This is a genomic window from Bacillus cereus group sp. BfR-BA-01430 (genome assembly GCF_022663115.1).
In the GTDB taxonomy this organism is placed as follows: Bacteria; Bacillota; Bacilli; order Bacillales; family Bacillaceae_G; genus Bacillus_A; species Bacillus_A cereus_BD.
This window is the reverse complement of record NZ_JAKUEW010000003.1, coordinates 268,436-286,172: the sequence shown is the minus strand read 5'-3', so window position 1 is coordinate 286,172 and position 17,737 is coordinate 268,436. Positions and strand designations below refer to the sequence as shown.

Here is a 17,737-nt window from a genome sequence, read left to right as displayed (position 1 = left end):
TTGAGGATTATGTGGGTGGCATTGGTAGCATTAACTTGATTAGAAATGCCAAATTAACTAATGGTGTTAAGTATTGGAAATTACATGACGCTACAAGGACACATATTGATATAACTGTTGTTAAAGATGGTATAAACTCCTTCAAAACGGTTTCTACAGGAAATACTTCTAATCACTATTACGGAGCTGAACAAATAGTAGAACTGAGAGAAGGCGAAACAATTGTCGCTTCCGCTTACTTCAGAACTGATAACCCCGCTGGATTTGACCAGGGCGCAGCATTAGAAATTAAGTTCTTGAACAGTGGTGATGGTGTAATTAAACAAGTTTCCGAAGAATTAAAATTAACAAAAGACCAATGGCTGAGAGTTTATAAAAGCGCAACTGCCCCTTCTGGTACAGCAAAAGCAATATTTCGTTATCGAATAAGACGAAACGGAACATTGTGGATGGCTCAACCAATGCTACAAGTTGGAACAATACCTTCCAGCTTTTTAGAAAACCCAAATGACTTTGTAGATAAAGATAAAATCATGGAAGAGTTGGCTGACAAAGTAGCAACTGAACAATATACCAAAAAAGTAACGGAGTTAGAAAGAAGTATCAGCGCTAATGAAAAAGGCGTTGCAATTATATCTGAAAAACACGAAACCTTTGTGAATGATACTTTCGATGCTTATGTCAAAGAAACAGGATCTAAATTGCAAGTGTTGGATGAAGGAATTCTAGCTCAAGTGAAAAAAGGCGATATTATCGCAGCTATCAATATGTCAGCAGAGAAGATAACAATTGATGTAGCAAAATTAGCAATTAATGCAGACACAATGGTCAAATGGTTAACTGCAAAAGGTATCGATACGAATCTCATTCGAATCAGTGGCGATAAGATACTCATCGACAAAAACGGTGTAACGATTAAAATGCTAGATTTCCTTTTCGAAGATGAACGAGGACTAAAAACAACGGTACAAGCCAAACGAAACCTTGTTATTGACCACGATTTTTCAAGTGTTCCTAAGCAGGTTATGCCAGGTAACACAGCTTTTTCATGGTTCGAAACAGGACGATTTTGGAGGAAAAACGGTTCTGTTGTAATCGAAAATGACACGCTGGCATTTAGCTATGAGCGAATGGTGAATGCGACTCGGGTAGACAAAAACAGCTATGTTGAAACTACGGTGAAAAATGGAGTTCATCCGGGGAACATCTATACCGTATCAGCGCACTTTCGAGCTGCTACAATAAACGGTCAACGTGTTACCGCCAAACCTGTAATCCAAATTTTATATGTAAAGTACGATGACCATGTACACTATACGACGTGGTACGAAGTAAGCCAATCTTTCGATGCCCCTAGCACGTATTATGGTGATATCCAAAGACGAGCATTCACAATCACGATACCAACGAGTTACAGACCAGGCGAACACGCTGTAATCATTCGCTTGAAAGCGGAAGGAGACGTTGGCCAAGGAACAGCTGTTTGTGTATCTGGTGTGGAAATGGTAACAGGTAAATACCCTTCTATGTATAGTTGGCAAGCACAAAGTGGCAGTGTATATGGTGGTATTATGCCAATCGATGGATTAGAATTTGGCGATAGTCAAGGTACGATTAATGTTGCCCAAGATAGAAAAACGTTTGACATAGGCGGAACTTTAGAGACGAAGTTTCACAATAACATCAGAGCAACGCAAGGTGTCAATCTCGGCGGAAATGAGTTTCAAGGTTGGGGGCATGTTCGCTTCACAGACGGAAACCAAGGAATCGGATTTTACGTCCACAATTCAAATGGTTGGTTTTTTAATAGATTAGGATAGGAGTGATCGTTGTGGAAGGCGATACGAACATTACTTTCCCCTTTCCTTTACAAGAAGGAGAAGGAATGCCCTTTATGGGCAGAGTTGTAGATTTAGAGAGAACGGAAAACGGAATTACTGTACAAATTCCATTCGACATGCTAGATAACGCAGGGTTAGAAATGGGTACAAATAAAGTCGAAGTGTGGAGGGAAGTACATGACGGAACGATTTGCATTCGAGTGGCTACTATTTGTGATATCTGCAAAAAGGGCGCTCGTTTATACGAGCTAGATTTAGGGTTTGTTAAGCGAATGGTATGCGCGGAAGACTATAAAAAGATTGTGGGCGAATATCCGAAAGAAACACAAGAAAATGAAGATACAGAACAGGCGGAGTAGGAGGCAAATAATTGGATCGTATCGATGTATTACTAAAAACATTTATTGCTACTTTTGGTGGCTTTTGCGGTTATTTCTTAGGAGGATGGGATACAACATTGAAAGTTTTAGTAATTATGGCAGCTATTGATTACCTCACAGGAGTAATCGCAGCAGGGTATAACGGGCAATTAAAAAGCAAAGTTGGTTTCAAAGGCATCGCTAAAAAAGTGGTTCTTTTTCTTTTGGTTGGAGTGGCAGCTCAATTAGATTCTACATTTGGTAGCAATAGTGCTATCCGTGAAGCAACAATCTTTTTCTTTATTGGAAATGAGCTATTATCACTTTTAGAAAATGCTGGACGAATGGGGATTCCCCTTCCACAAGCATTAACAAATGCAGTTGAAATTTTAAGTAATAAGAGCAATAAGACAAGCTTTGAATATGATAATAAAAAAGGAGATGTTGAGTAATGCCAACAGCAGCAATTTCAGCAGGTCATAGCGAAAGAGTACCGGGTTCAAGTAGTAGATTTGGAAGAGAGGAATTAGTTGCACGTGATTTTGTAGCGCGTGTAGCCCGCTTTTTCCGTCAAGCAGGATGGAATGTCGTGGATTGTACGGATAATGTGGGGACAAATAAAACAGCGGTATGGAGCAATTGTGCTAATAATCATTTGCGCGTTAACAGTTCGTTTGATGCAACTTTTCATTTGAATTCTTTTAATGGAACAGCAGAGGGGACAGAGGTTTTATATCACCCTAGCTATGGAAATGCAGCAAACTGTGAAAGATTAGGAAGAATCGTAGCAAATGCATTTGGAACAAAATGGCGTGGTGTAAAATCTCGTCCAGATCTAGGTTGGCTAAATAAAACTAAAACAGACTATTATTTCGAATTACTTTTCGTAGATAACGAGAGTGATATGCAGAAGTATCATCAAAATGCAGATAGAGCGGCTAAAGCACTTGTAGAAGCTGTAACAGGTAAAACAATTCAAGGAGGGAATCATTCTATGAACAATGACGATGGAAGAAGAAAAATCAAAACAGGCGGTTTAGGATACGACGCTATCAAGGAAGTGTCAGAAGTGCTATGCAGCAAAGGGATTAAGGGGGCTATCTTGTTTGAAGGAGAAGCGCCTTATGTGTTAACTGAGAAACTTGCAAACCCTAAGATGGACAACTTTACCGCATGGTTAGACGAGCGTAATTGGTATTATGAATATCTTCAGTAATGAAAAAGCCGACTCGATTAAGAGCCGGCTTTTTCATTATCTTTTTTTTATAGGATTCAGTTCATCATCGATGTATCCACCACGCTTGCATAAATTAATATCCTTTAATGTACCTTCGGATAAAATAGGATATTTTGCTTTATTTTGGTGAGCTATATTCTCGCAGTGTCTACGTTGAATCTGTTTACGTTGCGCTCGTCGTTGCTCCCCAGGAGGATGATTCTTTTCGAACTCAGATATTTTCTCTAATTCTTCAGCGGTATATGTTTGTCCATAAGGCGAAGTGTAGATAGTTTCGCCCTTATCATTTTTTGATTTTTTATAATAATTATCCGATTGTGATTCTTGATCTTGTTTTTTCTTTTTCTCTAATTCTTCTTTTTGTTTATCAGTTTCTTCGACTAGTGTTTTGAAATCTTTATCAGTCGTAGATTCTGAAGCTGTAGCTTTAGTTGGCTGATTTTTATTATCTTTTTTGTCTACTAAAATATTAATAGTAGTTACGATAATGAGTAAATATATCGTGCTAGCTATAATCATTTTCGATTTTCTTTTAGAACGAAAACCTAGTATTTTATTGTACCACTTTCGATTAAGTGTCTCTATTGAGAGATTAGTATCGCTACGTAGCAACTTTTCAATCTCGTCAGTTTCTTCTGTCGGTGTAATCTCAAGGTTTTTTTGCACACCTTTAAAACGTATTACAGACTTGATAGCAAAGTGGTCAATCGTAACTGTATCGAAGTCTTTAAAATAGTATGTACCGAGACTATCAACATCTTGATTTTCTTTATTGTACTTAAATAGTTGAATATGATCCTTATCTATAGCGACATATTGTCCATTGCAACTTGCAATAATCGGTGATGTATTATATTTATTCGCTATAGTTTGTTTTATTAAATCGACAATTTTCACTTTCTTCTTTTTTTCACTCACGAATAAACCTCCCTAAATATATTCCACTATCCAGTATAACAAATAAGCGAATATGATTTAAGGAGAGTTTGTGAATAATAGAAGGAGCCTACCAATACAGCAGACTCTATTCATTATCTATCAAGATCTGGTATATACGTATGCTTCTTTTGAATGAAGATTTCATGAACCAATTTAACGCACCACTCCACAATCTCTTCATCATCGTAAAGGTTGCATCCAACCTTCGCATTTTGAAATTCTTTTATTTCTTTTATCATTTCTTCTTTGGTTTTCATTGTGTATCCCTCGCTATCCGTGGTTTGATTATCTTTTTATTCGGAGTTGTATTTATGTTACTAAAGCAACGGGATCAGGAAAAACAACAACAATGTATGCGTTATTAGAAGTTGCCAAAAAAGGTCAAACACGCCGAATTGTTACATTGGAAGATCCGGTGGAGAAAAGAAAGAATGGTTTATTACAAATTCAAATTAATGAAAAAGCAGGGATTACGTATGAGACAGGTTTAAAGGCAATTTTACGGCATGACCCAGATATTATTTTAGTGGGTGAAATTCGTGATGAAGAAACAGCAAAAGTAGCTGTACGTGCAAGTTTAACAGGTCATTTAGTAATGACAACGCTGCATACAAATGATGCGAAAGGTGCTGTATTACGCTTGATGGATTTTGGGATTACTAGACAGGAAATTGAACAGTCGTTATTAGCTGTAGCCGCTCAGCGCCTTGTAGAGTTGAAATGTCCATTTTGTAAAGGGAAGTGTTCGCCATTATGTAAATCGATGCGCCAAGTACGGCAAGCAAGTATTTATGAGTTGTTATATGGTCATGAATTGAAGAAAGCAATTCGCGAAGCGAATGGCGAACGTGTAGTATATCGTTATGAAACATTACAATCTTCACTAAAGAAAGGGTATGCTTTAGGGTTTTTAGAAGAGGATGTTTATGTTTGATAGAAAAAAATGGCGATTAGATGAACAAGTTATGCTTTTAAAAAGGTTAGGGGACTTATTGGAAAAAGGCTATTCGCTCTTACAAGCGTTAGAGTTTTTACAATTTCAACTATCTTCGCAGAAGCGTTTACAACTACAACATATTACGGAAGAATTGAAAAATGGGCAGAGTTTACACGATGCTTTTCATCAATTGATGTTCCATCCAGATATATTGAGTTATTTATTTTATGCACAGAAGCACGGTGATATTTCGTTTGCGTTGCGACAAGGAAGCTTACTGCTTCAGAGGAAAAATAAGCATCAAAAGGAGATGATAAAAGTACTTCGTTATCCTATTTTTTTATCCTTGTTCTTGATTGGAATCCTTGCCATATTTAATTTTATACTTCTCCCGCAATTTGAAATATTATACAGTTCTTTACGTACATCTACAACTTCTTTTACAGATTACATTATCTCCTTTATTCAAACCCTTCCGTATATAATAGCTGGCTTTTTTCTGACAGTACTAGTGGGATTTTGTGTATATGTATTTTATTTTCGAAAACTTCCTCCTGTCCAAAGAGTAAATATTTTACTTCGGATTCCTCTTAGTAAAACATTTTTAATTTCTACGCATTCTCATTATTTTTCTGTTCAACTGAGTGGATTATTGCAAGGGGGATTATCGGTACTTGAAGCTTTAACGCTCATGAGTAAGCAACGACATCATCCATTTTTTCAATATGAAGCAGCTCGAATTGGGGAGCGATTAATGGCTGGAGAGCCATTAGATTCTATCATTATGAAGAGCGGATATTATGAAGCAGATCTATCTTATGTTATTGCACATGGACAAATAAATGGAAATTTAGCAGCAGAATTAGGAGACTATAGTGAATTGATGATTGAAAAAATGGAAGGGAAAATGCATCGTATTTTTGTTGTGATTCAGCCGCTGTTATTTGTCTGTATCGGTATTATTGTCGTACTTATGTATTTAGCAATGATTATGCCTATGTTTCAAATGATGAACTCTATTTAGGAGGTTATTTGTATGAAGGAGGAAAAAGGCTTTACTTTGTTAGAAATGTTATTAGTTATGGTTGTGATTGCTGTATTGTTACTTTTAATTATCCCAAACGTGATTCAGCAACGTTCTGCGGTCCAAGGGAAGGGCTGCGATGCCTATGTGAAATCAGTGGAAGCCCAAGTACAAGCATACCAATTACAGAATAATAAAATACCTACTATAGATGAATTAGTGAAAGAAGAGTATATTACTTCAACTACTTGTCCAAAAGGGGAAGCAATCAGTATTTCAAGTGATGGAAAGGTAACTGTTAGTAAGTCGTGAAGCAAAATGGATTTACGCTTTTAGAAATGCTTCTCGTTTTATTTATGATTTCGATATTAAGTGTTGTCGCATATTTTAATGTTGCCCCGCTGTATGAAAAACAAAAGATAGAACAATTTTTAAAACAGTTTTCACAAGATATTTTGTATATGCAGCAATTAGCGATCAGTCATCACAGTCATTATACATTGCGTTGGTTTCAGGATAAACATGTATATGCAATTGGTAAATCAGGAGAAGATACATTTCTGTTTACTCGTGAGTATGATAAAAACTTAAAAATTAATTTGCATACTTTTCCAAATCCTATGACCTATAATGCCAGAGGAAATATTAATCGAGGTGGTACAATTTTGCTTTCTTATCGAGAGTATACTTATGAAATTGTATTCCAGCTAGGGAGAGGGAGATTTACGTATCGTGAAGTGCCAAAGAGGATCAATTATGCTCGAAATGCTCGTAGCATTAAGTTTGTTAATGATGGCAGTATCGTTATTGCTTCCACAAACATTACTTATAATGCAAGAGAGAAAAAACATACATCTCCGTTACAAAGCGCAACTACTGTTAAAGAGGGAAGCGGCATTATATGTATATCAAAATCAAGAAATGCGTACAAAGGAAGAAAAGATAGGCGATACATGGTATAACGTGCATTGGAAAGGAGAAGAAGTATGTACGAGCTGGAGGGATGTGAAACAAAGAAGGATGGAGCAATGTCGTCATGCTCAAAAATAAAAAAGGGAGAAAGGGGCTTTACGTTATTAGAAATGCTTGTATGTTTATTCTTCCTATCTCTTTTTTTCCTATTAGTGCCTCGTTTTCATAGTCTATTTATTGAAAAAGCATATTCAAAAGAATTAAATGATTGGGAATGGGATGTATTTATGGGACAAGTACAATTGGAATTTCGTGAAGTGCATCGGGGAAAGGTTGTAGTATTGGAGGAAGCAGCGCGAGTTCTGCGGTTTCAGTTAGGAAATGGAGACGTCATCACGTACGAGAATCTCGATCATAACATTGTCCGAAAAGTAAACGGGAGAGGAAGAGAAATTATATTACAAAAGGTAGAATCTATTGCTTATGAATTAACTCCTCATCTGTTGTCGATACGGGTGCAAGATATAAGTGGAAAGGTATATCATGGCGTGGCAATACGTTATGATACAATTGAGATAGCGGGATGAGAAAGCAAGCCGGTTTTGCTATGCCTGGGACACTTATTCTTCTGTTCTTACTTATGTCATTTTTTATTTATGAAACGAATATGCTTTTATCTGATAAAAATTTTTATATAGAAGCAGAGCAAAATTTTGCATTGGAAGAAATGGTTAATCAAGTTATTTTAGATGTGAAGGCAGACTTACAGAATAAAGAGGTACATGATACTTTTTCGTTTGTTTATGAAAAAGGGGAAGCAAGCGGACGATATGTCTTTGAAAAAGACGTTGTTTTTGTGGAATTACAGTGTAGCGTTAAGCCAGGTCGCTTATACAAAGCGAGTTTTCAATATGATACTGTTACGAAAAAGATTATCAATTGGTTAGATGAGCGATGAAGTAGTGGACTGTAGAGAATAAAATCAAACTTTAGCAGAAACTTTTGATTTTTTAGAGGAAAGAAAGGGGCTGGCCATGTATAGAAGTGGCAGAAGAAAATGAGACCTAACTTTTTTCGTTCATAGTCAGCGCCTACCTTTCAGGAAAAATCGATATGTCTATATTACGTTTTGTTCTATTGCCATCATTATAGAACAAAACGTTTTTCATTATTTTGGAGTATCTACCGTAAAATTTGATGACTCAAATGGAAGAAGATAGGGTTAATATTGAGAAATTCATATTTATATGGAATTACAATTTTTCGTTATTTTAGATCGGAATCTATATCATCAGCCTCATCTTTCGTTATAATACAAATAAAACTTGAGGAACGATTGAATAGAAAAGAGGCTATGAATATGAGAGCTATTTACATAACGGGTTATATGGGAGCAGGTAAAACGACAATTGGCAAGGCATTAAGTAAAGAACTTAATGTTGACGTCATAGATACAGATCAGAAAATTGAAGAGAAGCAAGGGCGAGTGATTCGTGATATTTTTGCAAAAGAAGGAGAGCGTTCATTTCGGCAATATGAAAGTGAGATGCTTTGCTCATTACCAACGAAGGACGTAATTATTACAACAGGTGGTGGTATTGTGGAACGAGTAGAGAATCGCGAGTGGATGAAAGAGAATGGAACGGTTGTATATTTATATTGTGATCCTTATGTAATTGCAGATCGGCTTCGTGAAGATATAACACGTCCACTATTTCAAAAGGAGAATGTCGAAGCATTTGTAGCGAAGTTTGAAGGACGTCGTGCTTTTTATGAAGAGGCAGCTATACAGATTGATACGACAAATAAAAGTGTACAAGAGGTTACGGAAGAAATCCTTTGCCGGATTAATTCATAGAAAAAGTGGGTACACTATTCAAGTAGAGGTGATAAAAACATGTCTACTAATGATTATGTGCGTTTTGTAACGCAACAATTTGTATCTTATATGGATGCTCCAAAAGAGGACCGAAAACAGAAGAAAAAGCAGCGCCGTGCAGAAAAAGCACCGTTTTTAAACAGATGGTTTGGTATGATGCCGCTTAGTGCAGCTTTGTTTTATCAAAATGTTAAAAAGAAAAGAAAAAAGTTAAGTTAATCACAATTGGAATCATTTACCGCTAGTAATTGTGGTGAGTGATATAGTACAATCTTTTTCGACGAGTGTATACTTGTCATTCATTCGACAGATTTATACCTATAAAAATCCCCCATCATGACACATGCCGGGGGATTTTTATATCTTTACATGGGCTTTTGTTCTTCAGTGACGGCGTGTATTTTATTGTTCACCCATACAAATCCGATACCGATACAGATAGAGATTCCCCAACCGACAGCAGTCATAATTGCTCTCATTTCACCATATCCATCTACGCCGAAAACAGAAATGAAGTAGATTTTTAAAAAGCTTTTCAAAATGAATTGGAGGCCAAAAAATAATGTTAAATATTGCAAGGCAGGGTAGATGCGCTTATTGCGATACAGAGCACGACTTTTGTCACGATCATGTCCTTGTAACGAAGCAATATCAGCTGCAAAATATAACATAAGTGGCTTCTTTATAAAAATTGTACAAATCACAATGCATCCAAGTACGATATGATAATAGGCGTCATTCCAAAGCATTTTCTCAGCGGAACCGGATAATAAATCTACAGTTGTATTCGCGATAAGGGTGATGAGAATAAAGAAGCCTGTAATATTGAATTGCCTTTCCTTTTTGAACGCGTACAGTGTATACAGAATACCTGGTACAGAAGAAATTAGCATTGCATAATAGGGATCAATGTGTGCTTTTGCGAATTTCCAAATAAGAAAAGGAAAGACGAGATAAAAAACAATGTCGTATATAGCTTTTTTATTTTGATTCATTTTGTCCTCCTTAATTTGTATCTATATTTTACAATAAAATGTTTGAATATTGTATAAGATTAACAAAAGAAATAGGAAGGCTTATTTGGAATTAATGAAAAGATTGCATCTAGCGTAGGGAATTTTTTTGTTGTATAATAATTAAAACGCTTTCATTTTTTAAGTTTGTTCACAAAATTGACGAAAACCTATGTGATTCTTATTGCTATGTTATCTTATAATGAAACTAATCATCTATACATGCATACAATATTGTGAAAAAAATAACATAAATAATTCATATAAATGTAAACGTTATCATAGGGAGGGTGAAGACAATGAGTAAATTTTTCTTTAATCATAATCCAGCAATATTAGAGGACGGAAGGCTTGTAGAATATGCTGAAATTATTTACGGAGAAGGTGGCCGTTCGGTATTAGAAAATTTAATGGTGAAAGCATCTATTAGGTTGCGTGATCGTTATCCAGACAAATCTGACGAGCAAATCTCTCACCTTGTCAATCAAGGATTACATGATATGTTTCAGAAATATGTGAAAGAATAAGAGAAGCGAAATGCTTCTCTTATTTTTGCATAAGGAGAGCGATACTAGCTGACAATAAAATGAAATAAAAAATATAAGAGGTGAAAGAGATGAGCAATGGAGTAGGACGTTCAAAAAAGAACCTTCCGACAGATGCAAACCATGTAAGTGCAAAAGATCGAGCATACCAAAAGCGTATGACGGAGAAGCAGCAGCAAGAGCATAATGATGGTAGGAAATATAATGGGAAAATATAAGAAAAGCTCCTTCTTACATGAAGGGGCTTTTCTCTAGGAAAGAAAATGGCTCGCTGTGACATAAAAGAGACCGCCATTAATGATTTGCATTGTAATGCGAGGTTCGTATTGCTCCTTTAATGCTTGTTTTTCAATTTCGTAGCTTTCGGGTAGCTCCTCGCTTTCTTCGTAAAAGCGCTTCAGAAGTTCTAAATCATGATTCCAACGAATACGGGCTTCTTTTGCCCACGTATGATCATCGGTTTCAATCATATTTGTTAATGCATCTTCTATGCGTTGTAACCCGCTTTGTGGCTTAATAATTGGTGTAAGTGTAAAGCAAAAATCTGGTATTTTCGGTGTAAAAGAAATCTTTGTTAACGTCTCGTGAAAATTTTTCACCATCGCTCCTGAAATAAGGTGAATGCCGATGGAGTGCAGCATATCTTTTTTTCGATCACATTGGTAACAGACTTTTACATTCACACCAAACCATGGGTGGAGGGGAGTATGTGCTGTACCACTCCCTTTTGCATCTTCAAATAAGCGAATATACGATCCAAGTTCTTTTGTTGTTTGAAAAATTTGGTGTAGACGAGGTGAACCATAGTGAATGAGTTCACCTTCTTCTTCAGCATGATTTGGATCTGTAATGAGAGAGAGTTGCATCGGATTTGGTATGCCCCCCGTTTTCTCAAGATAATGCCAATAAAAAGGACGATTCATCAAGCGTTTATCCATTTCAATGGTTAACTGAACATCCAATCGATGTGGTGAACGCTGCAAAATTTCACAATCATTTGCTTTGAAAAAGTTCCATAAGTAATGATGAATTTCATGTTGCTGCATAGTCTTGCACCTCAGCTTCATTGCGCTTTGCAAAATCAATGATAGATGTTAAATTTTCCATTTTAATCCGAATCTCACCTTCGCTTTTTGATTCTGCAAAAATTTCTTCAATATGCGCATCGATATTTTTCATATTGATTCTTGTTAAAATTTCATCGAGCTCACCAATGACGCGCTCAAATAAATTGATTTTTTCATATAATAGCTTCAAAATATGTTCTTCAACTGTATGTTTCGTAGCTAAATTGTAAATATGAACATCATTCTTTTGCCCAAGTCGATGAATACGTCCGATGCGCTGTTCCAGTCGCATTGGATTCCATGGTAAATCGTAGTTAATCATATGATTGCAAAACTGTAAGTTGATCCCCTCGCCACCTGCTTCAGTAGCGATAAGCACTTGTGCGTGCTGCTGGAATAATTCTTTCATCCAATCTTTTTTGCCGCGTTTAAATCCGCCGCGAAATGGGACAGAAGAAATACCATGTTGTTTTAAGAACCATTGCAAGTACATTTGAGAGGCTCTATATTCTGTAAAGATAACGACTTTATCATTAATTTTTTTTATGAGTTCTAATGTTTGATTTGCTTTTGAGTTAAATGAAATATGATTAATTTTCTCCATTAGAACATCAATGTATGGATCTGGTATGTAATTTGCGTTCTCTTTTTTTCTTTTTTCTACATATTTTTTTAATGAATAGTAAACAGCTTCCCGGCTACTACATGCTTCTCGTTTTAAGGTTAAAGAGGAGAAAGCAGAAGAAAAAGCATCTTGTCCTTTCCAATTTTCAATCGCGTGATATAGAGCTTTCTCTTCCTCATTAAAGTTAACAAAAATAGTTTGGACATGTCTTTTCGGCCAATCAATTCCCGTGCTATTTCTTCGATTTCTTACCATCACTTTATTAATGAGTGCTTTTAAGTCTTTATCTGACTCAGGCGAGCGGTTTTTTGAAGCATAATATTCTTCAAAGTTGGACTGATTCCCTAAATGACCTGGTTTTAATAAGGAAACGAGATTAAAGATTTCCTCAATCTTATTTTGCACAGGTGTCGCGGTTAGTAATAAACAAAATTTCTTCTTTAAACGTTGTGCAAATTCATAGTTTTTTGTTTTATTGTTTTTGAGTTTATGTGCTTCATCAATAATGATGAGATCGTATTCTAAATTTAAAATAATATCACGATGCGGAGAGCGCTTCGCTGTATCAATGGATGACACAATAACATCTGCTTGTTCCCATGAGTAACTTTTTCTTTGCGCGACTGCAGGGATAAAAAATTTTGTATTGAGTTCATATGACCATTGAGAAACGAGGGAAGCTGGCACGAGAATAAGTACTTTTTTCACAAGGCCACGTACCATGTATTCTTTTAAAATAAGTCCGGCTTCAATTGTTTTTCCGAGTCCTACTTCATCTGCTAGTATCGCTTTCCCGTTCATTTGTTCAATCACTGTTTGCGCGACTTCTAATTGATGAGGAAGCGGAGTGAAATGCGGTAAATGTTTTGGCGCTTGTAAGCCATCAAATGTAGGAACAAGTAGCGATTGTTCTGTTTTATAGGCTAAATCATATAAATTCCAATTCGTCCATGGACCATCTTCATCGATTCTCTTTAAAAAGTCATTTTGCCATGTTCGATCTACGAAAATATTGACATTCATGAAAACTCTCCCACCTTCTATAAACTGAAACATTTTTTGTTGCACTTTTTACCTTTACATACTAAATTCTATTATTTTGAGGTAAAGATGCGCTTATAAATAATGTGAATAAAAAATTCTAAATTATTTTTTATGCTAGAATATTGATGAAATAGATCGAAAAATGTTAGGATAATGGTGTGAAATGTGTGGAATCTTTCGTATTTTATCCAAGAAAGTACTTTTTTATTTACGCTTTCATAAAAAAATATATTGAGATTCCGTATATCCCGTCTTTTCAAAATAAAAAATGTTTAGATAAGGGAAGCCAACTTTTATTGATTTGTCATAGACAGCATAAGGGGGAAGGAACATGATTACATTACAACGTACACCGCTATTTGATGTATATGCGAAGTATGGTGGGAAAACAATCGACTTTGGTGGTTGGGAATTACCAGTTCAATTTTCAAGCATTAAAGAAGAGCATGAAGCTGTTCGTACAGCGGCAGGCCTTTTTGATGTATCCCACATGGGGGAAGTAGAAGTAACGGGTGCAGATAGTTTAGCATTTTTACAACGTGTTGTTACAAATGACGTTTCTACCTTAAAGGTAGGAGGCGCGCAATATACAGCAATGTGTTATGAAAATGGTGGTACTGTAGATGATTTATTAATCTACAAACGTGGTGAAGAAGACTACTTATTAGTAATCAATGCATCGAATATCGAGAAAGATTACGAATGGTTAGCAAGTCATGTCATTGGCGATACGAAAGTAGTCAATGTTTCTAGTGAAATTGCACAACTTGCAATTCAAGGACCAAAAGCAGAAGGCATTTTACAAAAAGTTGTGTCAGAAGATTTGAAAGAAATTAAGTTCTTTAAATTTAAAAATGATGTTCTTGTAGATGGCACTCCAGCACTTGTATCTCGTACAGGGTATACAGGAGAAGATGGATTTGAAATTTACTGTAAGAGTGAAGATGTTATAAAAATTTGGGAGAAACTTCTTGAAGTTGGAGAAGAAGACGGCTTAAAGCCATGTGGCTTAGGAGCTCGTGATACGCTTCGCTTTGAAGCAACGCTTCCGCTTTATGGTCAAGAATTATCAAAAGATATTACACCGATTGAAGCTGGAATTGGCTTTGCTGTCAAAACGAATAAAGAAGCAGATTTCTTTGGAAAAGAAGTATTAAAAGAATATAAAGAAAACGGTGCACCTCGTAAATTAGTCGGCATCGAAGTAATTGAACGTGGTATTCCTCGTACGCATTACCCTGTGTATGTAGGAGAAGAAAAGATTGGGGAAGTAACAAGTGGTACACAATCTCCAACGTTAAAAAAAAGCATCGGTTTGGCATTAATTGATGTGAAATATGCAGCAATTGATACAGAAGTAGAAATTGAAATTCGAAAAAAACGCGTGAAAGCAGTAGTTGTTCCAACACCATTTTATAAACGTTCAAAGTAACCTGGAGAGGGGTAGATTTCATGTTGCATCGTTATCTTCCAATGACAGAAGAAGACAAAAAAGAAATGTTAGAAACAATCGGTGTTCCAACAATTGATGAATTATTTTCTGATATTCCAGAAAGTGTTCGTTTTAAAGGGGATTTAAAAATTAAACAAGCAAAGTCAGAACCAGAGCTTTTAAAAGAGCTATCTGGACTTGCTCGTAAAAATGCTAACTTAAAAGAATACGCTTCTTTCCTAGGAGCAGGTGTATATGACCATTATGCACCAGTAATTGTGGATCATGTTCTTTCCCGTTCAGAATTTTATACAGCGTATACACCATATCAACCAGAGATTTCACAAGGGGAATTACAGGCGATTTTTGAATTCCAAACAATGATTTGTGAATTGACAGGAATGGATGTAGCAAACTCCTCTATGTATGACGGAGGTACAGCGTTAGCAGAAGCTGCTATGTTAGCAGCTGGCCATACTCGTAAAAAGAAAATTCTTGTTTCTAAAGCAGTTCATCCAGAATCAAGAGCCGTACTAGAAACATATGCAAAAGGGCAACATCTTGAAGTGGTTGAAATTGACCATAAAGATGGTGTAACAAATTTAGAAGGATTACAAAGTGAAATGGATGATACTGTGGCTTGTGTCATCGTTCAATATCCAAACTTCTTCGGACAAATCGAAAAGTTAGCTACTATTGAAAAGATTGTCCATGAGCAAAAATCACTATTTATTGTATCTTCAAACCCACTATCATTAGGGGTATTAACACCGCCAGGAAAATTTGGAGCTGATATTGTAATTGGTGATGCACAGCCATTTGGTATTCCAACACAATTCGGTGGACCGCATTGCGGCTACTTTGCAACAACGAAAGCATTTATGCGTAAAATTCCAGGCCGTCTTGTCGGACAAACTGTAGATACAGAGGGCAAACGCGGTTTTGTATTAACATTGCAAGCTCGCGAACAGCATATCCGCCGTGATAAAGCGACATCTAATATTTGCTCTAACCAAGCGTTAAATGCATTAGCTGCATCAGTGGCAATGACTGCACTTGGAAAACAAGGGGTAAAGGAAATGGCACGTCAAAACATTTCTAAAGCACAATATGCTAAACGTCAATTTGAAGAAAAAGGTTTCACAGTAGTATTTACTGGGCCGTTCTTCAATGAATTTGTTGTGGATTGCAAACGCCCGGTAGAAGAAGTAAATGACGCTTTATTGCAAAAAGGTATAATCGGTGGTTATGATTTAGGCCGCGATGATGAAAAATTAGTAAATCATATGCTTGTAGCAGTAACAGAGCTTCGTACAAAAGCAGAAATTGACACACTTGTAAACGAAATGGGGGCTATCCAATGAAGAACCAAGACCAAGCACTTATTTTTGAAATGAGTAAAGAAGGACGCGTAGGATATAGCTTACCCCAATTGGATGTAGAGGAAGTAAAATTAGAAGATGTGTTTGAGAACGATTATATTCGTATAGAAGATGCAGAGCTTCCAGAAGTATCTGAACTAGATATTATGCGTCATTACACAGCGCTTTCAAACCGTAACCACGGCGTTGACTCTGGATTTTATCCGCTTGGATCTTGTACGATGAAATATAATCCAAAAATCAATGAAAACGTGGCACGTTTCCCAGGTTTTGCAAATATTCATCCGCTTCAAGATGAAAAGACCGTACAAGGTGCAATGGAATTAATGTACGATTTACAAGAGCATTTAGTTGAAATTACTGGTATGGATGCTGTAACACTTCAACCAGCAGCTGGTGCACATGGAGAGTGGACAGGATTAATGTTAATTCGCGCATACCATGAAGCAAATGGTGACCATAATCGTACAAAAGTTATTGTCCCAGACTCAGCGCATGGAACAAACCCAGCATCTGCGACAGTAGCAGGCTTTGAAACAATTACTGTAAAATCAAATGAACATGGCCTTGTTGACTTAGAAGATTTAAAACGCGTTGTGAATGAAGAAACAGCGGCACTTATGTTAACAAATCCAAATACACTTGGTTTATTTGAAGAAAACATTTTAGAAATGGCAGAGATTGTTCATAATGCAGGTGGTAAATTGTATTATGATGGAGCTAATTTAAATGCGGTATTAAGTCAAGCGCGTCCGGGAGATATGGGATTTGATGTTGTGCATTTAAACCTTCATAAAACATTTACAGGTCCTCACGGCGGGGGTGGACCAGGTTCTGGTCCAGTAGGTGTAAAAGAAGATTTAATTCCATTTCTACCAAAACCAATATTAGAGAAAACAGAGAATGGATATCACTTCAATTATGATCGTCCGCAAGCAATTGGCCGCGTGAAACCATTCTATGGAAACTTTGGTATTAACGTTCGTGCGTATACGTATATCCGTTCTATGGGGCCAGATGGATTGCGTGCAGTAACGGAAAATGCAGTATTAAATGCAAACTATATGATGAGAAGATTAGCGCCATACTACGATCTTCCATTTGACAGACATTGCAAACATGAATTTGTATTGTCAGGACGTCGTCAAAAGAAACTTGGTGTACGTACACTTGATATCGCAAAACGTTTGCTTGATTTTGGTTACCATCCACCAACAATTTACTTCCCGTTAAATGTGGAAGAGTGTATTATGATTGAGCCAACAGAAACAGAATCAAAAGAAACGTTAGATGGTTTCATTGATAAAATGATTCAAATTGCCAAAGAAGCGGAAGAAAATCCAGAGATTGTACAAGAGGCACCGCATACAACAGTGATTACACGTTTGGACGAAACGATGGCTGCTCGTAAGCCGGTATTGCGTTATCAAAAACCAACTCCTGTACAAGTTTGATGATATGAAGAGAACTCGCTATATGCGAGTTCTTTTTTTTAGAGTAA

At 36.5% G+C, this 17,737-nt stretch carries 20 protein-coding genes and 3 pseudogenes; 18 read left to right on the top strand and 5 right to left on the bottom strand.

The features are described from left to right. The 4 genes and pseudogenes from MR058_RS09850 to MR058_RS09835 all read left to right on the top strand — a co-directional run. Window positions 1-1,820 (top strand): annotated as a pseudogene (locus MR058_RS09850) (phage tail spike protein); the annotation flags it as partial. A gap of 65 nt (window positions 1,821-1,885) precedes the next feature. Then, on the top strand, window positions 1,886-2,200 hold the full coding sequence (locus tag MR058_RS09845) for a hypothetical protein (protein ID WP_242143817.1): 315 nt from the start codon (window positions 1,886-1,888) through the stop codon (window positions 2,198-2,200). Window positions 2,201-2,211: 11 nt separating this feature from the next. After that, window positions 2,212-2,652 carry a phage holin family protein gene (locus MR058_RS09840; RefSeq protein ID WP_242143782.1) on the top strand — a complete coding sequence of 147 codons (441 nt, stop codon included), beginning with the start codon at window positions 2,212-2,214 and terminating at the stop codon, window positions 2,650-2,652. Continuing rightward, window positions 2,652-3,416 (top strand): N-acetylmuramoyl-L-alanine amidase, encoded by a 765-nt coding sequence (locus tag MR058_RS09835; protein ID WP_242143781.1) that lies wholly within the window; start codon window positions 2,652-2,654, stop codon window positions 3,414-3,416. Before MR058_RS09840 ends, MR058_RS09835 begins: the two co-directional genes overlap by 1 nt. 36 nt (window positions 3,417-3,452) lie before the next feature. Here the strand turns inward: MR058_RS09835 and MR058_RS09830 are convergent, their stop codons facing one another. Together MR058_RS09830 and MR058_RS09825 are read right to left on the bottom strand one after the other, a co-directional pair. Next, window positions 3,453-4,355 carry a hypothetical protein gene (locus MR058_RS09830; protein WP_242143780.1) on the bottom strand — a complete coding sequence of 301 codons (903 nt, stop codon included), beginning with the start codon at window positions 4,353-4,355 and terminating at the stop codon, window positions 3,453-3,455. Between the two features lie 113 nt (window positions 4,356-4,468). Further along, window positions 4,469-4,633 (bottom strand): hypothetical protein, encoded by a 165-nt coding sequence (locus MR058_RS09825; protein ID WP_242143779.1) that lies wholly within the window; start codon window positions 4,631-4,633, stop codon window positions 4,469-4,471. Window positions 4,634-4,692: 59 nt separating this feature from the next. Between MR058_RS09825 and MR058_RS09820 the strand changes: the two are divergent. The 9 genes and pseudogenes from MR058_RS09820 to MR058_RS09780 all read left to right on the top strand — a co-directional run. Then, window positions 4,693-5,310, top strand: a pseudogene (locus MR058_RS09820) (ATPase, T2SS/T4P/T4SS family); the annotation flags it as partial. Further along, a complete protein-coding gene (gene comGB / locus MR058_RS09815; RefSeq protein WP_277926499.1) occupies window positions 5,297-6,337 on the top strand; it encodes a competence type IV pilus assembly protein ComGB in 1,041 nt (346 codons plus the stop codon). The pseudogene MR058_RS09820 and the gene comGB, both read left to right, overlap by 14 nt. Before the next feature lie 12 nt (window positions 6,338-6,349). Beyond that, window positions 6,350-6,649, top strand: coding sequence for a competence type IV pilus major pilin ComGC (gene comGC, locus MR058_RS09810; RefSeq protein WP_242143777.1), 300 nt, complete (start codon window positions 6,350-6,352; stop codon window positions 6,647-6,649). Next, a pseudogene (comGD, locus tag MR058_RS09805) lies at window positions 6,646-7,092 on the top strand (competence type IV pilus minor pilin ComGD); the annotation flags it as partial. The gene comGC and the pseudogene comGD, both read left to right, overlap by 4 nt. Beyond that, window positions 7,070-7,387 (top strand): competence type IV pilus minor pilin ComGE, encoded by a 318-nt coding sequence (gene comGE, locus MR058_RS09800; RefSeq protein WP_242143776.1) that lies wholly within the window; start codon window positions 7,070-7,072, stop codon window positions 7,385-7,387. The pseudogene comGD and the gene comGE, both read left to right, overlap by 23 nt. Beyond that, the gene (gene comGF / locus MR058_RS09795; protein WP_242143775.1) at window positions 7,366-7,836 is read left to right on the top strand and encodes a competence type IV pilus minor pilin ComGF; all 471 of its coding nucleotides are present in this window, start codon (window positions 7,366-7,368) and stop codon (window positions 7,834-7,836) included. Before comGE ends, comGF begins: the two co-directional genes overlap by 22 nt. Further along, entirely contained in the window at window positions 7,833-8,207 is a 375-nt protein-coding gene (gene comGG, locus MR058_RS09790) for a competence type IV pilus minor pilin ComGG (RefSeq protein ID WP_242143774.1), read from the top strand. The genes comGF and comGG overlap by 4 nt, the downstream gene beginning before the upstream one ends. 402 nt (window positions 8,208-8,609) lie before the next feature. After that, window positions 8,610-9,107 carry a shikimate kinase gene (locus MR058_RS09785; protein ID WP_242143773.1) on the top strand — a complete coding sequence of 166 codons (498 nt, stop codon included), beginning with the start codon at window positions 8,610-8,612 and terminating at the stop codon, window positions 9,105-9,107. A 39-nt stretch (window positions 9,108-9,146) separates the two neighbouring features. Continuing rightward, a complete protein-coding gene (locus tag MR058_RS09780) occupies window positions 9,147-9,347 on the top strand; it encodes a YqzE family protein (RefSeq protein ID WP_242143772.1) in 201 nt (66 codons plus the stop codon). 146 nt (window positions 9,348-9,493) lie between these two features. On the opposite strand, the gene MR058_RS09775 is transcribed toward MR058_RS09780, so the two are convergent. Continuing rightward, window positions 9,494-10,123 (bottom strand): VC0807 family protein, encoded by a 630-nt coding sequence (locus tag MR058_RS09775; RefSeq protein ID WP_242143771.1) that lies wholly within the window; start codon window positions 10,121-10,123, stop codon window positions 9,494-9,496. A gap of 317 nt (window positions 10,124-10,440) precedes the next feature. On the opposite strand from MR058_RS09775, the gene MR058_RS09770 reads away from it, so the two are divergent. Together MR058_RS09770 and MR058_RS09765 are read left to right on the top strand one after the other, a co-directional pair. After that, complete coding sequence (locus MR058_RS09770; RefSeq protein WP_242143770.1) at window positions 10,441-10,668, top strand: hypothetical protein; 228 nt, start codon at window positions 10,441-10,443, stop codon at window positions 10,666-10,668. A gap of 89 nt (window positions 10,669-10,757) precedes the next feature. Continuing rightward, a complete protein-coding gene (locus tag MR058_RS09765; protein WP_012095377.1) occupies window positions 10,758-10,904 on the top strand; it encodes a hypothetical protein in 147 nt (48 codons plus the stop codon). Window positions 10,905-10,937: 33 nt separating this feature from the next. On the opposite strand, the gene MR058_RS09760 is transcribed toward MR058_RS09765, so the two are convergent. Together MR058_RS09760 and MR058_RS09755 are read right to left on the bottom strand one after the other, a co-directional pair. Beyond that, complete coding sequence (locus MR058_RS09760; protein WP_242143769.1) at window positions 10,938-11,732, bottom strand: YqhG family protein; 795 nt, start codon at window positions 11,730-11,732, stop codon at window positions 10,938-10,940. Beyond that, on the bottom strand, window positions 11,719-13,401 hold the full coding sequence (locus tag MR058_RS09755) for a DEAD/DEAH box helicase (protein WP_242143768.1): 1,683 nt from the start codon (window positions 13,399-13,401) through the stop codon (window positions 11,719-11,721). The genes MR058_RS09760 and MR058_RS09755 overlap by 14 nt, the downstream gene beginning before the upstream one ends. Window positions 13,402-13,753: 352 nt before the next feature. Between MR058_RS09755 and gcvT the strand changes: the two genes are divergently transcribed. Genes gcvT through gcvPB form a run of 3 tightly spaced genes read left to right on the top strand, consistent with a single transcriptional unit; the run spans window position 13,754 to window position 17,690 of the window. Further along, window positions 13,754-14,854, top strand: coding sequence for a glycine cleavage system aminomethyltransferase GcvT (gene gcvT / locus MR058_RS09750; RefSeq protein WP_242143767.1), 1,101 nt, complete (start codon window positions 13,754-13,756; stop codon window positions 14,852-14,854). 20 nt (window positions 14,855-14,874) lie between these two features. Then, window positions 14,875-16,218 (top strand): aminomethyl-transferring glycine dehydrogenase subunit GcvPA, encoded by a 1,344-nt coding sequence (gene gcvPA / locus MR058_RS09745; RefSeq protein ID WP_242143766.1) that lies wholly within the window; start codon window positions 14,875-14,877, stop codon window positions 16,216-16,218. After that, complete coding sequence (gcvPB, locus tag MR058_RS09740) at window positions 16,215-17,690, top strand: aminomethyl-transferring glycine dehydrogenase subunit 2 (protein WP_242143765.1); 1,476 nt, start codon at window positions 16,215-16,217, stop codon at window positions 17,688-17,690. Before gcvPA ends, gcvPB begins: the two co-directional genes overlap by 4 nt. Window positions 17,691-17,737 lie beyond the last annotated feature (47 nt).